Genomic DNA, 13,907 nt, shown 5'->3' with positions numbered 1-13,907 from the left:
GACAAGAGGAACCGAAATAAAGAGGGGGCCGCGACAAGGCTCCAAAGTTCAGCGGCGCAATGTCCGGCCCCAATCCCATCGGGGGTTGCGCAGACAAAGATCCCCGCAGCACATCGCCGGTCCTGGACGCCGGTCTGCAACCCGGACCGTTGGCTTCTGCCGGGATGCCGGTATGGTGAGCGGCAAGACGGGCAGGGGCAGGCGATGCACAGCTGGTATTTCATCGGTGACAGCCATGTTCAGGCCTTCGAGATTGCCGCCACGCTCGGTCTGCTCCGCCGCCCGTCCCGGTTCCTCATCGTCCCCGGCGCCACGGCCGTCGGGCTGCGCAATCCTGAAAGCCACACCCAGGCCATCGCCCATTTCCGGGAGGCGCTGCTGCCCGCCCTGCCGGACGTCGTGCCGGTCCTCCAGCTCGGCGAGGTCGATTGCGGCTTCGTCATCTGGTGGCGGGCGCAGACGCTGGGCGAGTCGGTGGAAGCACAGCTGGCCGCGTCCATCGAGGCTTACGCCTGCTTCATCGACACGCTGATCGATGGCGGCTACAGCCGGGTCGTGGTGACCGGAGCCGTTCCTCCCACCATTCCCGACGGCCATCGCCAGGGCGCCGTGGCGCGCGCGCGCCACACGGTGACCGCAAGCCTGCGCGACCGCACCGAGCTGACGATGCGCTACAACCGGCTGCTTGCGGCGGAAGCGGCCCGGCGGCGAATTCCCTATACCGACATTTCCGCCCATGTCCTCGATGCCGGAACCGGCCTGATCGCCGACGCCTACCGCAGCCCCAACCCGCGCGACCACCATCTGCATCCGATCCGGGGTGCCCACGCCTGGGCCGAGGCGATCAATGGCCTGGAGAGTGGCCTGGAGAATGACCAGGAGGCCCGGCTGGACAGGCAGCCGGCAGGGTGCTGACGTCCTTCTGACGGCAGGGCCAGTCTCAGACCGCGCCGCGCCGTGACGGCGAACGGGTTTCCACCACCGCGAAGGCGATCAGCAACCGCCGCTCGCAGGGGGCCGCAACCGGCTCCACCCCATGGAACGAGCGGTCGGACGGCGCATAGGCCAGCAGATGGTTGGGACGGTAGGGAGCCTGGGCCACCAGTTCGAAATCCGCGCGCGGGTAGCGGTCCATCCCCCGTCCGCGGAAATCGGGATCGCGGGGCCGGTACAGCGCCGTACCCAGAGAGGATGCCTGCGGGTTGGGCGGGCCGCCGTCCGCCGGCATGTAGAGCAGCATCGAGAACATCGTCGCCTCGATGTCCGTGTGCGGCAGCATGGCGTGGCCGGTATGGTCCTCGATGATGCGCATGTTCGGCACCGGCGGCGCATCGACCCAGCCCAGCTTGTCGCGGACCTGGGGAAAGCGCTCGGCCATCGACGCGACGATGGCGGGGTTGAACAGGCAGTCGCGCACGTCCCGCCACACCGCCGCCTGCTCCCCGTCGCAGCGGGACAGCCAGCTTTCGGTCAGCGGCACCTGATGGCGCGCCGGCAGATCGCCGGGTTGAAGGATGCCGAAGGCGGCGGGCTCTGGCCATTGGGCGCAGGCCCGGGCGTAGAGGTCGGCGGGCAGGAAGTCCGGCACGACCAGATGGGGGAAAGGGTCGGTGCTGATCGCCGTATCGGACAAGCGGTTCAGAGCGTGCAATGCGGCGGTGGTCATTCATCCTCCGGATACTACCGGAAAAACAATAGCAACCCACGCCAGGGCGGGCAACGGACCCGCCGCGGCCATGTCATGCACGCAAAACGACAGAATTGCGGACAACGGCCCGCCGAGCAGACGAAAAACACATAAGAATGCTTATGGAAAGATGCACATCCGCCGATACGCGCCCGCTCATTCCCCACCGCGTTCGACCACCGCCTGTCCACGGGAAATGTCGGTGACCAGCCGGACAAAGGCATCGGACCGGTCCTGGGGAAGCGTGACCAGAAGCTGGACCCCGTCGGCGGTGAAGCCGGTGGTCTCCACCCGCGTGCCGGGGAAGCTGCCGAGGCTGGAGCGGATGCGCGCCTCCTCGGCGAAACCGCAGGCGACGGACAGGGTGGCATAGGCGACGATGGGCTCGCGCTCCGCCGCCTTCAGGCAGCTTGCCGCCGTGCCGCCATAGGCGCGCACCAGCCCGCCCGCCCCCAGCAGGATGCCGCCGAACCAGCGGCTGACCACCACCGCGACCCGGTCCATTCCCTGCCCTTCGATGGCCTGGAGGATCGGCCGCCCTGCCGTCCCGCCCGGTTCGCCGTCGTCGCTGAAGCGATAGACGTCGCCGACCCGCAGAGCCCAGCAATTGTGCCCGGCATCCGGCATGCTGGACGCGGCGATGAAGCGGCGCGCCTCCTCCTCGCTGCCGGCCGGGGCGGCCTGGGCCAGGAAGCGGCTCTTCTTGATGTCCTGCTCGAACCGCTCGGTCCTGATAAGGGTGAACATCATGAGGGTGGCCGCCGACCTACAGCACGAAGTCGAAGGCGGAGAAGCTGTAGTTGGCGATGTTGACCTGGATGCGGAAATCGGCCGTCCGGTCGCCGTTCACATCGCCCTCGATCAGCGTCACCGCACCGGACGCCTGATAGCGCAGCTGGCCCGCCGCGCTGAAACCGGCGGTGCCGATGAAGGTGAAGGCGTCGTTCGCGGTGGTGCCGGCGATGGCGTCGATCTCCGACAGGTCGATGCGGTCGCCCTCGGCGCCGGCGGTGGCATAGCTCGCCAGCCCCTTCAACGCCTCCGCCGCCACGACGGCGCCATTGAAATTGACGATCACGTCGGGGGCGGCCAGGGTGGATTCGTTCGGGTTGCGGATGGAGAAGACATCCGCCCCGGCACCGCCGTCCAGCAGGTCGGCGGCATAGCCGCCGATCAGCGTGTCGTTGCCGTTGCCGCCCAGCAGCACGTCCTCGTAGCCGGTGACGGTGTCGTTGGGATTGACCGAGATCTCGTGGCTGCGGTCGGAATAGACGTCGCCGAACAGCACGTCGTCGCCGCTGCCGCCGCGCAGCACGTCGCTGCCCAGCCCGCCATAGAGCGTGTCGTTACCGGCGCCGCCGTCCAGCCAATCGTTGCCGGCCCCGGCGTCGAGCCAGTCGTTGCCGTCCTCGCCCAGCAGGGTGTCGTTGCCGACGACGTCGATCACGTCGCCGCGCATCAGGTCGTCCCCCGCACCGCCGAACATCAGGTCGTTGCCAGCCCCGCCCTCCAACTGGTCGGCGCCGTCGCCGCCCAGCAGGACGTCGTTGCCGGCATTGCCGAACAGCGTGTCGTTGCCGGCCAGTCCGGCGATGGTGTCGTTCCCGGCACCGCCGCCGATGGCGTCGTTCTGAAGCCCGCCCACCAGATAGTCGTTGCCGGTGGTGGCCGCGGCCGAGACGGTCAGCCCGCTCAGCGAGGGTTGGGAGAAGCCGACCAGCGACCCCAGCGGATAGACCCCGTCGGTGGCCTGCAGCAGCTCGATGCTGGTCAGCGTGTCGGTGCCGTCGGGACCGCTGACCTGCAGGGTGCCGCTGCCGTCGAAGGACAGGCTGTAGGAGGCGAGCGCGCCGGTCAGCACGAAGCTGTCGATCCCGGCAAGCCCGTCCACCGCGTCGCTGATCGGGTTGCCCAGCGCGTCGTAGGCGGCGCTGCCGCTCAGCGTGTCGTTGCCGGTCGTGCCGGTCACCGTCACAGGTGCGGCCACCGGCGCACCCTGCGGGATCAGCAGGTCCGCCGCCCAAGCCGGGGCGGCTGCCGCCATGGCCAGCTCTTCGGCGGCAGCCGTCACGGACCGGCCGGGCGTCACCCGCAGCGGCCGGCCCTCGCTGCGGCCGAAGGAAAGGTAATGGAGCTTGGCCGCGGTGGCGTCGCCGCCGGTGGCCGCCGCCACGTCGGTGTTGGCCGCCAAATAGGCGGCGGCGTCGAAGGTGACGCCGCGCCCCTCGCCCCGGCCGAAGCGGGCGTAATGGACCACCGCCGCCGCCGGATCGATGCCGACTGCGGCCAGCACGTCCGGGTTGGAAGCGAGATAGCCGTAGGGGTCGAAGCCGGCCGTCCGCCCTTCGCGGGCGCCATAGGCCAGGTAATGCCGGATGGCGGCCCCGGCATCGAGGCCGACCGCCGCAAGCACGTCCGGATTGGCGCCCAGATAGCCCAGCGCGTCGAAGCCGCCCAGGCTGCGCCCCTCGTTCCGGCCGTTCCAGGCGTAATGGGCCGCCGCGGCGATCGCGTTGTCGCCGAAGGCGGCGGCAAGGTCGCGGTTGGCCGCCAGATAGCTGCGCGCATCGAAGACGAAGGCCGCCGGAGCGGCGGTACGGCCGTCGACGGTCAGCAGCTCGACATCGGTCAGAGTATCCGTGGCGAGGCTCGACACCACGGCATAGCGCCGGCTGTCCAGCGCCACCACCACCGGCGTCTCTGCACGGTAACTGCCGCCCTGGGCGGCATAGCGGCGCGGGTCGGCGGTGTAAATGGCGCGGTCGGTGCCGGCACCGCCGTCGAAGCTGCGCCCGCCGGGGATTCCCAGATAGACGCTGTCGTTGCCGTCCGCCCCGACGAAGCCGTCGATCTGCTGGAAGATGCGGGCGCCGAGCCGGTCGAGCGTCCCGCCGGTCAGTGCGACATCCAGCCCGTCGATGCGGTAGCGCAAGAGCCCGGCCGCATCGCGGTCGGTCAGGCCGGTGAAACGGACGGACGCCGCCACCCCGCTGCCGGCGGCGCTATAGTCGAGCGTGGCGGCATGCGCCCGGCCGGCGACCGTGCGGGTGACGGTCTGGCTGCCGGCACCGGCGGCGATGGAGGAGGCATCCGGCACGGTGGTGAAGGCATCGGCAACGAAACCGTTCGCCAGCCGGGCCTCATCCAGATCGAGGGCGAAGCCCTGCCCCGCCACCAGCCGTGCCATGCACGCTCCCCCAAACCCCTACCGCAGGACGGCACCGGCCGCCGGGTCAGGGCCGATCACGCAACGCCAACCGGATGACGCGATCAGATGACCTGGAGATAGGCCGGGTCGAGCGCGCCGTGACGGAACGGGATCCAGTCCTTGTGGTCGGCGCGGTACTGCAGGCCGTAGGGGTTCTTGAAGAAGATCTTCTGCAGCGGCTGGCCGCCTTCGGCGCGGGTGCGCTCCAGGTCGATCAGCGCCGACGAGGCGAACACCTTTTCCCACAGCTCGGTGTTGTCCACCTCACGGCCGGCGTTCTTCACGTAATCGCGCGCGGTGTCGCTGAGCTGCCAAGCCTCTTCGACCATCGCGTAATAGTCCACAGTACCCTCGGCCATGGCCTTCGAACTCCAACCAGCGTTGCACAGAGTTTCCGCTCACATAGCGCATTTTCGGCGGCAAAGGAACCACCTGCGCGCCGCAGCGGCCGGGCATGGCCGGCACCCTCTGGATGGAAGGCCATGCCCCGATCAAGATGTCGCCCGACGGTAAGGGCCGCAACTGCGGCCCCGCAGGCCCATGCCTCTCGAAGGCAAGCGGCCGGATGGCCGCGCCCGCCGATTGAGGGCAAGCGTAAAGCCTGATGTGTCAGGCTTTACGCTCAATGGTGTTACGGGCGGTCGGCCGCCGCTCCGTCGATGGCCTGCCCGTTCATCCGCGGCGCCGGCAGCGCGGCGGGCAGCGGGACCGCCCGGCTCTTGCGCAGCGGGGCGGCCAGCTTTTCCCAGGACCGGGTGCGCAGGAGCCGGCCGGCGACCCCCAGCCCGACCGCCAGCAGGCCGGTCAGGCTGATCGCCGCCCCGACCGGCCCGCCGACCAGCAGCCCGGCCAGCCCGGCGACCCCGGCCAGCAGGGCGCGCAGGCCGATGGTCAGCGCCACCGTCCCGGTCCCCGGCGCCAGCCGCGGCAGCAGGACCAGCAGAAGCCCGCAATCGACCGCCGTGCGCAGGCTCCAGGCCGCGGCGGCGCCGACCGCGCCATAGCGCTCGGCCAGCAGCCACAGCACGCCGAGATAGACCGGCAGTTCGACCAGTTGCAGGCGCGCCGTCACGTCGACGCGGCCGACGCTCTGGATCAGCGTGTTGGGCACATAGGCGGTGGCGTTGAAGAAGACGCCCAGCATCAGGATCGACAGCACCGAGGCGCTGTTGGCGGCGAAGGCCGGCCCCAGCCACAGCTCCAGCGCCGTCTCGCCGCCGACGATGGTGGCGGCCTGCATCGCCAGGAACACCGCGAGCGTCAGGTGGCCGCCGGCGTCCAGGATGCGGCCCAGCGCCGGCGGATCGCGCCGGAACAGGCTGGAGGCCAGCGGGAACAGCGCCAGCGACAGGGCGCCGGGGATCACCATCAGCCGCGACAGCAGCTCGAACGGCGTGGTGTAGAAGGCGACCATCGCCGCCGGCACCAGGCTGAGCAGGATGAAGCGGTCGGCATAGAGCATCGCCGGGCCGACCAGATTGTTCAGCATCATCCAGGCGCTCATGGTGAACAGCCCGCGCAGGGCGGGGCGGCCCCAGCGGCCGGGCCGCAGCAGATCCGGCACCTGCCGCACCGCCAGCACGCCATAGCCGACCAGCCCGATGAAGCGCCCGACCGCGATGGCGGCGATCACCGGCACCAGGCTCTGGCTGAAGGGCAGAACGAAAAGCGGGCTCAGGTAGTTCAGCACCCCCACCGTCATCCGCACCAGGCTGATCGGGCGGAAGCGCTGGTGCGCCTCCAGCACGCCGCGCAGGCCGGCGGAGATCAGCGCGATGGGCACGATGGCCGCCGCCACCAGCAGGCTGAGCCGGATCTCGTCCGGCGAGGTGCCAGTCTCCAGCTGGAAGCGGTCGGCCAGCAGCCCGGCGCCCAGCGCCACCGCCCCGCCGGTCAGGATGCCGATGGCGCCCATCAGGGCGATGGCCGGCCCGGCGATCCCTGCCGTATTCGCCAAGCCCTGCCCCGCCTCCTCAGGCGTCTCCCCGGGCCCGCCCGCATGGCCGATCCGGTCGGCGACGACCTGCACCAGCGACCGTCCCAGCCCGAGGTCCAGCACGCCCAGATAGCCGAGCAGCGCCCAGATCAGGGTCAGCGCGCCGAAGCGCTCCATCCCGACGGCGGAGATGAGCAACGGAATCGACAGCAGGGCCGCCGCCATGGGCAGCCCCTCGCCGAGCAGATTCCAGAGCGTGTTGCGAAGCAAATTCGGAGGTCCGTACGCGAAACACTGTGAAGAGGCGTTCGGGACGACCCGACCCCGGCCATCCGGCTTTCCAGCCGTTCGACCTAGGTCTATGCCCTCCTGACGACGCCATTGTTATCGGTCCATCCTGCCCAAAACGCTAACGGAATCGCTTGGGCGAAACGGTCCGGACCCTGAACGGCCACCTGAATGGCCGCCTGGACGACCGACAGGGTTCCGGGCCGGACACCCGTCAGGACAGGACCCGCTCCAGCGCCGCGGCGACCCGGTCGACGTCTGTGTCGGCCATGGCCGGGAACAGCGGCAGCGACAGCGTCTGGGCATAATGGCTCATGGCGCCGGGCAGGGCGAGGTCGCCGTAGCGGCGGCGCCAGTAGGGTTGGCGATGGACCGGGATATAGTGCACCTGGGTGCCGACGCCCAGGGCGCGCAAGGCCGCCATCACGGCCGCACGGTTCCGCCCCGCCGCTGCGAAATCGATGCGCGCGGCGCACAGGTGCCAGGCCGGCCGGCACCAGGGCACCAGGGCCGGCGGCCGCACCAGCGGTGCCAGCGGTGCCAGCCGTTCGGCATAGAGCGCCATCAGCCGCGCCCGCCGTTCGACGAAACGGTCGAGCCGGCCGAGCTGGCTCAGCACCAGTGCCGCATGGATGTCGGACAGGCGGTGGTTGAAGCCCGGCTCCGCCATCTCATAGTACCAGGGGTTGGCGTTCCCCTCCGCGTCCAGGGCGGCGTCGGGATCGGCGAAGCCCTCCCCCGGATCGGGCGTGCGCATCATGCCGTGGTTGCACAGGCGCCGCACCCGCGCCATCAGCGCCGGGTCGCCGCCGGTGACCGCCCCGCCCTCGCCGGCCGCGATGGTCTTGACCGGATGGAAGGAGAAGACGGTCAGCGACCCCGCCTCCACCTCCGGCCGGCCGGCGCCGACCGGCACCTCGCGGCCGCCGGACACATCCACCGTGCCGATGGCATGGGCGGCATCCTCGACCAGCGCCAGCCCCTCCGCCCGCGCGAGCGCCGCCAGCCCATCCATCGGGGCGGTCTGTCCGGCATAATGGACGGGGGCGAGGGCGCGGACGCGCCAGCCGGCCTTGGCCGCGCGGTCGATGGCGGCCTCGGCCTCGGCGACGCCCATCAGGCCGCTGTCGGGATCGACGTCGGCGAAGGCGACCTCGGCGCCGGCATGGCGGGCGGCCGATGCGGTGGCGAGGAAGGTGTTGGACGGCACCACCACCGCGTCGCCCGGCCCGATGCCCAGCGCCGCATAGGCCAGCCGCAGCGCCGCGGTGCCGTTGGCGCAGGCCACCGCGTCCGCCGCCCCCACCCTCGCGGCGAGCGCCCGCTCGAAAGCGCTGACCGCCGGTCCCTGGGTCAGCCAGTCGCCACGCAGCACCGCCGCCACCGCGGCGATGTCCTCCTCATCCACCGACTGGCGGCCATAGGGAAGGAAGGGCAGGTCCCCTGTCGAGGGGCCCGCCATCAGGGCGCTTCCGCCAGCAGGTCGCGCAGCCGCTCGCCGTCCAGCCAGTCGTCGTTGCCGTCGCTGGCATAGCGGAAGCCGTCGGCCACCGGGCGGGCGTGCAGTCGCTCGTACGGCGCATGCTGCCAGAAGGTGAAGGCCGGCTCGATGACGTAGCGGTCGGCCAGCTCGTAGGTCTGGCGGGAATCGTCCTCGGTGATCATCACCTCGTGCAGCTTCTCGCCCGGCCGGATGCCGACGATCTTCTGCGGCAGGTCCGGCGCCATGGCGCGGGCGAGATCGGCGATGCGCAGGCTGGGGATCTTCGGCACGAAGATCTCGCCGCCCTGCATCATGGCGAAGCAGGACAGCACGAAATCGACGCCGTGCTGCAACGTGATCCAGAAGCGGGTCATCCGTTCGTCGGTGACCGGCAGATGGTCGGCGCCCTCGGCGATCATCTTGTGGAACAGCGGCACGACGCTGCCGCGCGACCCCACGACGTTGCCGTAGCGCACCACCGCGAAGCGGGTGTCGAGCGCACCCGACAGGTTGTTGGCGGCGATGAAGATCTTGTCCGACGCCAGCTTGCTGGCGCCATAGAGGTTGATCGGGTTGGCCGCCTTGTCGGTCGACAGCGCGACAACACGCCGCACCCCCATCGACAGCGCCGCCCGCACCACGTTCTCCGCCCCATAGACGTTGGTGTGGATGCATTCCATCGGGTTGTATTCGGCAGCCGGCACATGCTTCAGCGCCGCGGCATGGACGCAGAAATCGACGCCGCGCATCGCCAGCTCCAGCCGCTCGCGGTCGCGCACGTCGCCGATGAAATAGCGCAGCGTCGGCGCCCAGTCCGCCGGCATGCGCTGCTGCATCTCGTACTGCTTGAACTCGTCGCGGGAGAAGATGATGACCCGGCGCGGCTTGGCGTGGCGCATCACCGTCTCGACGAAGCGGCGCCCAAAGGAGCCGGTTCCCCCCGTCACCAGGACCGACCGGCCGTCCAGCATGCGCAAGCCCGCCTCGAGCCCGGTGCCCGACATGTCGGACCCATCCGCAGGGATCTCCGGCTTCGTCGCGCCCGCCTTGCTGGAATGTGTCGTCACCGCCGGTTCCGTCCTTTAAAGCCGCATCGCTCGAAGCCGCAGCACCCGGTGCCCACCGTCCCGATCCGGGACAGATGCTGCGTCGGGATCAAAATGAACCCCGACCGTAACCGGTGCTTTCTGACAATCGGGTTAATTCACTCCGCCCCCCGGTGCAAGGTCCTCATCGGACCGGGATGGCCGGCACCCGGCCGGCCTGCACATCCTCCAGCAGGCGGACCTGCGCCGGCAGGCAGACGGTGGCGAGGTCGAAGCGCTCCACCGCCGTCCTCCTTGCGGCGGCCGACAGGGCGGCGCGCAGGTCCGGATCGTCGAGCGCCGTCTCCACCCGGTCGGCGAGCGCCATGGGGTCGTGGAAACCGGTCAGCAGCCCGTTCACCCCATCCTCGATCACCTCGGCGACCGGCGGCGTGTCGGACCCGACGATGACGGCACCGCAGGCCATCGCCTCCAGCATCGACCAGGACAGGACGAAGGGGAAGGTCAGGTAGATGTGGGCGCGCGAGATGCGCAGGACCGACAGGTAGCTGTCATAGGGCAGCTTGCCCAGCACATGCAGACGCGACGATTCCGGCCTGGGATTGCCGGAGGCGTCCAGCATCGTCTCCCGCCACATCGTCTCGCGCCAGGTGCCGCCCCCCTCCGGCGGCGCGCCGTAGCTGACCTCGTCGCCGCCCACCATCAGGATGTGCAGCTTCGGCCGGCGCCGCAGCAGTTCGGCCGCCGCCCGCATGAAGGTGGGAAAGCCGCGGTAGGGTTCGAGGTTGCGGGCGACATAGGTCACCACCTCGTCCTCGCGCGACAGGGTGCGGCCGTCGGGCAGGGTGACGGTGGCGGCCGGATCCGGCCGGCAGACCGCGGTGTCGACCCCGTCATGGATCACCGAGATGCGCGGGCGGAAGGCCTCGGGATGCTGCTGCCGCTGCCACCGGGTCGGGCTGACGCCCCAGTCCATCGCGTCCAGCCCGGTCAGCAGGGAGGTGTTCTTGGTGCGGATGCGGCAGCGCGTCTCCAGCGTCACCGGCCGCTCCGGGTCGAAGCCGACATCCGACCCGTCGGCCCGATAGAAAAACTCGCAATAGAGCAGCAGCCGGGCGTCCGGGAACAGGTCCTTCAGGAACAGGGCCTCGCCCCAGCCGGGATGGGCGCAGATCACATCGGGGGTGAAGCCCTCCTTCTGCAGGGCCAGCCCGGCACGCACGGCGCCCTGCCCATGCAGGACCTGCCCTTCGAACATGCGGATATAGGGGTGGGTGTTTTCCCCCGGCTCGCGGGTCGGCCGGTAGAGCGCCATCTGCACGCCGCCCGGCAGTTCGCGCCGGACCTTGCCGATGAAGGCGACCTGATGGGCCGGATCCGCCGCGAAATGACGGACGAGATGCTTGTACTGGCCAGGGGTGTTCTGGTGGACGAACAGGATCCGCATGGAAAGACAATGCCCGGAAAACGGAGGAACGGGGCGACAGCCTGCAACCATCCGTCACCGCTGTCGATGCATAAGAGCATCGCCGGCTCTTTGCCCGTCCTCCGCCCGGTCAGGCTCCCCATGAGAGAGCCGGCCGGCATGGAAGGATCCGTTCCGCCCCCGCCGCCTTGCGCCTATAAGGTCCTCTTGTCCGCCGGCGCTGCCCGGCCCATCGCGCGACGGAGCGCCGACGCCCCTTGTCCTCGTCCCGACCCTCTTCCTTGCCCTCTTCCCCCCTGCCCTCTTCGCCCTGGCGCTTCCTGTGGATGTTCGTGCGCGACGGTTTCCTCGGCCGCGCCATCCTGCTGAACCTCGCCGCTGCCGGCGGGATCGGGCTGATGGGGCTGGAGCCGGTGGCGATGCGCGGTCTGGTCGATGCGCTCACCGGGATATCGGGGGCCGGACTGTCGGGGAACCATCCCTCCGGCTCCCCCGCCTGGACGGCGGAGGTGATGCGCTGGTTCCTGCTGCTGGGCGGGCTGTGGATCGCATCGGCCCTGTTCAACCGCCTGCGCGAGCTGGTGGACATGCACACCTCGCCGGCCTTGCGCCATGCCATCCAGGTTCGGCTGTTCGACCACCTGATCGACCATTCGCCGCGCTACTTCCAGGACAATTTCGCCGGCAACCTGGGCCAGAAGGTCAAGCAGGCCGGGCAGAGCGCCATCCAGATCCTGGAGATCCTGACCAACGACATCATCCGCATCGTCATCATCCTGGCCATCGGCCTGACGCTGCTGGCCTCGGCCCAGCCCCTGTTCGCCGGCCTGCTGGTCGGCTGGACCGTGGCGCATCTGGCGCTGTCGGCCCTGCTGGCGAGACGCTGCCTGCGGCTGTCGCACGCCTTCTCCGAGGAGGTGTCGTCGACCACCGGCCGCATGGTCGACATCATCGCCAATGCCGAGCTGGTGCGCGCCTTCGCCCGCCGCCGCCAGGAGCTGGCCGGCCTGTCCGACGCGCTGACCGGCGAGATCGACCGGTCGAAGGAACTGCGCTGGTTCCTGACCAAAATGTGGTTCTGGCTGTTCAACGCCCTGCTGGTCTTCCAGATCGTCCTGATCGGCCTCGCCGTGTCGCAGGCGACGGCCGGCCGCATGAGCATCGGCGAGTTCGCCATGATCTTCTCGCTGGCCAGCATCGTCGGCACCAATGTGTGGGGCCTGTCGACGCGCATGCTGGGCTTCTTCGAACAGCTGGGCGTCCTGTCCGGCGCGCTGGACCTGATCGTCCGCCCGCACGAGATCCCGGATCCGCCGGGCCGCCCCGACCTGACCGTCGGCGACGGCGCCATCCGCTTCGAAGACATCCGCTTCGCCCATCCCGGTTCCGATCCCGAGACAGGGGGGGCCGTCTTCGACGGCCTGTCCCTGACCATCCGGCCGGGAGAACGGGTGGCGCTGGTCGGCCCGTCGGGGGCGGGCAAGAGCACGCTGGTCCGCCTGCTGCGCCGGCAGTTCCCGTTGCAGGGGGGCCGCATCCTGATCGATGGGCAGGACATCGCCGCGGTCAGCCTCGCCTCGCTCAACCGCGCGGTGGCCGAGGTGCCGCAGCTGCCCAGCCTGTTCCATCGCTCCATCCGCGACAACATCGCCTATGGCAGCGAGGGGGCCAGCGACGAGGCGATCCGCGCCGCATCCGCCCGCGCCCATTGCGACCGCTTCATCGAGGGGCGCGCCGCCGGCTATGACACGGTGGTGGGGGAGCGCGGCATCCAGCTGTCGGGCGGCGAGCGCCAGCGGGTCGCCATCGCCCGCGCCTTCCTGAAGGACGCACCGGTCCTGGTGCTGGACGAGGCGACCTCCTCGCTCGACTCCGAGACGGAGCATCTGATCCAGGACGCGCTGCTCGGCCTGTTCGAGGGCCGTACGGTGATCGCCATCGCCCACCGGCTGTCGACCGTCACCGGCATGGACCGTATCCTCTATATGGAGAAGGGCCGCATCCTCGAGGACGGCGACCACGCCACCCTGCTGCGCCGCGACGGTCCCTATGCCCGGCTGTGGCGCCGTCAGGTCGGCGGCTTCCTGCCGGACGATGCCGGCTCCATCACCGATATGGAGGAGGCGCGATGAGACGGATCCTGAGCCGGTTCCGCCCGGCGCTGCCGATTGCCGCCAGCCTGTTCATCCTCGCCGCGGAGGCCGCCGCCATGTCGCCAGCCAATTCACCCTTGCCCTTCTTCCAGCGGATCGAGCGCGTCGGCCTGCTCTGCGCGGTGGATGCCGAGGGCGGCCCGGCCACGGATGTCGGGGATGATGCGCTGTGCGGCCGCGCCGCCGCGGTGCTGTCGGGCCTGCTGGCCTCCGGTCCGGCGGTCACGGCGCTCGCCCCCAATGACGCCCGCATCGCCGAGCCGGGCACCCTGCTGGTGCTGGTCCATGCCACGCTGCGGCATGAGGAGGGGCGCCGTCTGCTGGCGCTCGCCGCGACCCTTCAGCGCAGCGGGGCCGCCGGCGACGCCCCGTTCTTCATGATGCCGCCCCAGGCATTGGCCCTGTCCGGCCGCCTCGATGAAAGCCTTTTGGATGCAACGCTCCGCCGTCTGCTGACCCCGTTGGGCGGAGCGCTGCGCGCCAATCCCTGAGCGGTTGGGGTGCGGCGGAGTTTGGAGTCTTGTCGCAGGGGGGTGAGGCTCCCGTTCTAGCCCGGAATATTTGCAAGCCGTCAGTCCCGCGCAAGCAGGAATCCAGCCATATCAAGCACTTGACGGGAAACTTGGATCCCCGCCTCCGCGGGGGTGGCGACTGCACGGATAGGGTGCAGACGCGGATCG

The 13,907-nt window shown here is 70.0% G+C and carries 11 protein-coding genes; 3 read left to right on the top strand and 8 right to left on the bottom strand.

Going from position 1 to position 13,907, the window contains the following annotated elements; translation table 11 throughout:
• Positions 1 to 204 precede the first annotated feature (204 nt).
• Positions 205 to 915: a hypothetical protein gene (locus VH569_RS31240; protein ID WP_423320707.1), complete on the top strand. Its 711-nt coding sequence runs from the start codon at positions 205 to 207 to the stop codon at positions 913 to 915.
• A gap of 25 nt (positions 916 to 940) precedes the next feature.
• Here the strand turns inward: VH569_RS31240 and VH569_RS31235 are convergent, their stop codons facing one another.
• The 8 genes from VH569_RS31235 to VH569_RS31200 form a co-directional block, all read right to left on the bottom strand.
• Entirely contained in the window at positions 941 to 1,666 is a 726-nt protein-coding gene (locus VH569_RS31235; RefSeq protein WP_423320705.1) for a hypothetical protein, read from the bottom strand.
• Between the two features lie 177 nt (positions 1,667 to 1,843).
• Positions 1,844 to 2,437 (bottom strand): IMPACT family protein, encoded by a 594-nt coding sequence (locus tag VH569_RS31230; RefSeq protein ID WP_423320704.1) that lies wholly within the window; start codon positions 2,435 to 2,437, stop codon positions 1,844 to 1,846.
• A 16-nt stretch (positions 2,438 to 2,453) separates the two neighbouring features.
• Positions 2,454 to 4,874 (bottom strand): calcium-binding protein, encoded by a 2,421-nt coding sequence (locus VH569_RS31225; RefSeq protein WP_423320702.1) that lies wholly within the window; start codon positions 4,872 to 4,874, stop codon positions 2,454 to 2,456.
• A gap of 83 nt (positions 4,875 to 4,957) precedes the next feature.
• A complete protein-coding gene (locus tag VH569_RS31220; RefSeq protein ID WP_098734685.1) occupies positions 4,958 to 5,254 on the bottom strand; it encodes a hypothetical protein in 297 nt (98 codons plus the stop codon).
• 272 nt (positions 5,255 to 5,526) lie between these two features.
• Positions 5,527 to 7,101: a flippase gene (locus tag VH569_RS31215; protein ID WP_423320700.1), complete on the bottom strand. Its 1,575-nt coding sequence runs from the start codon at positions 7,099 to 7,101 to the stop codon at positions 5,527 to 5,529.
• A 232-nt stretch (positions 7,102 to 7,333) separates the two neighbouring features.
• Complete coding sequence (gene pseC / locus VH569_RS31210; RefSeq protein WP_423320699.1) at positions 7,334 to 8,581, bottom strand: UDP-4-amino-4,6-dideoxy-N-acetyl-beta-L-altrosamine transaminase; 1,248 nt, start codon at positions 8,579 to 8,581, stop codon at positions 7,334 to 7,336.
• Positions 8,581 to 9,669, bottom strand: a complete 1,089-nt coding sequence (gene pseB / locus VH569_RS31205; protein WP_423320697.1) for a UDP-N-acetylglucosamine 4,6-dehydratase (inverting) — start codon at positions 9,667 to 9,669, stop codon at positions 8,581 to 8,583. Before pseB ends, pseC begins: the two co-directional genes overlap by 1 nt.
• 163 nt (positions 9,670 to 9,832) lie before the next feature.
• Positions 9,833 to 11,095, bottom strand: coding sequence for a glycosyltransferase family 4 protein (locus VH569_RS31200; RefSeq protein WP_423320695.1), 1,263 nt, complete (start codon positions 11,093 to 11,095; stop codon positions 9,833 to 9,835).
• Positions 11,096 to 11,355: 260 nt separating this feature from the next.
• Between VH569_RS31200 and VH569_RS31195 the strand changes: the two genes are divergently transcribed.
• The gene (locus VH569_RS31195; RefSeq protein ID WP_423320693.1) at positions 11,356 to 13,206 is read left to right on the top strand and encodes an ABC transporter ATP-binding protein; all 1,851 of its coding nucleotides are present in this window, start codon (positions 11,356 to 11,358) and stop codon (positions 13,204 to 13,206) included.
• The gene (locus tag VH569_RS31190; RefSeq protein WP_423320691.1) at positions 13,203 to 13,718 is read left to right on the top strand and encodes a hypothetical protein; all 516 of its coding nucleotides are present in this window, start codon (positions 13,203 to 13,205) and stop codon (positions 13,716 to 13,718) included. Before VH569_RS31195 ends, VH569_RS31190 begins: the two co-directional genes overlap by 4 nt.
• Positions 13,719 to 13,907: the final 189 nt, after the last annotated feature.

The organism is Azospirillum sp. 11R-A (assembly GCF_049472615.1).
Taxonomy (GTDB): domain Bacteria; phylum Pseudomonadota; class Alphaproteobacteria; order Azospirillales; family Azospirillaceae; genus Azospirillum; species Azospirillum palustre.
This window is presented reverse-complemented; position numbering and strand designations above follow the sequence as displayed.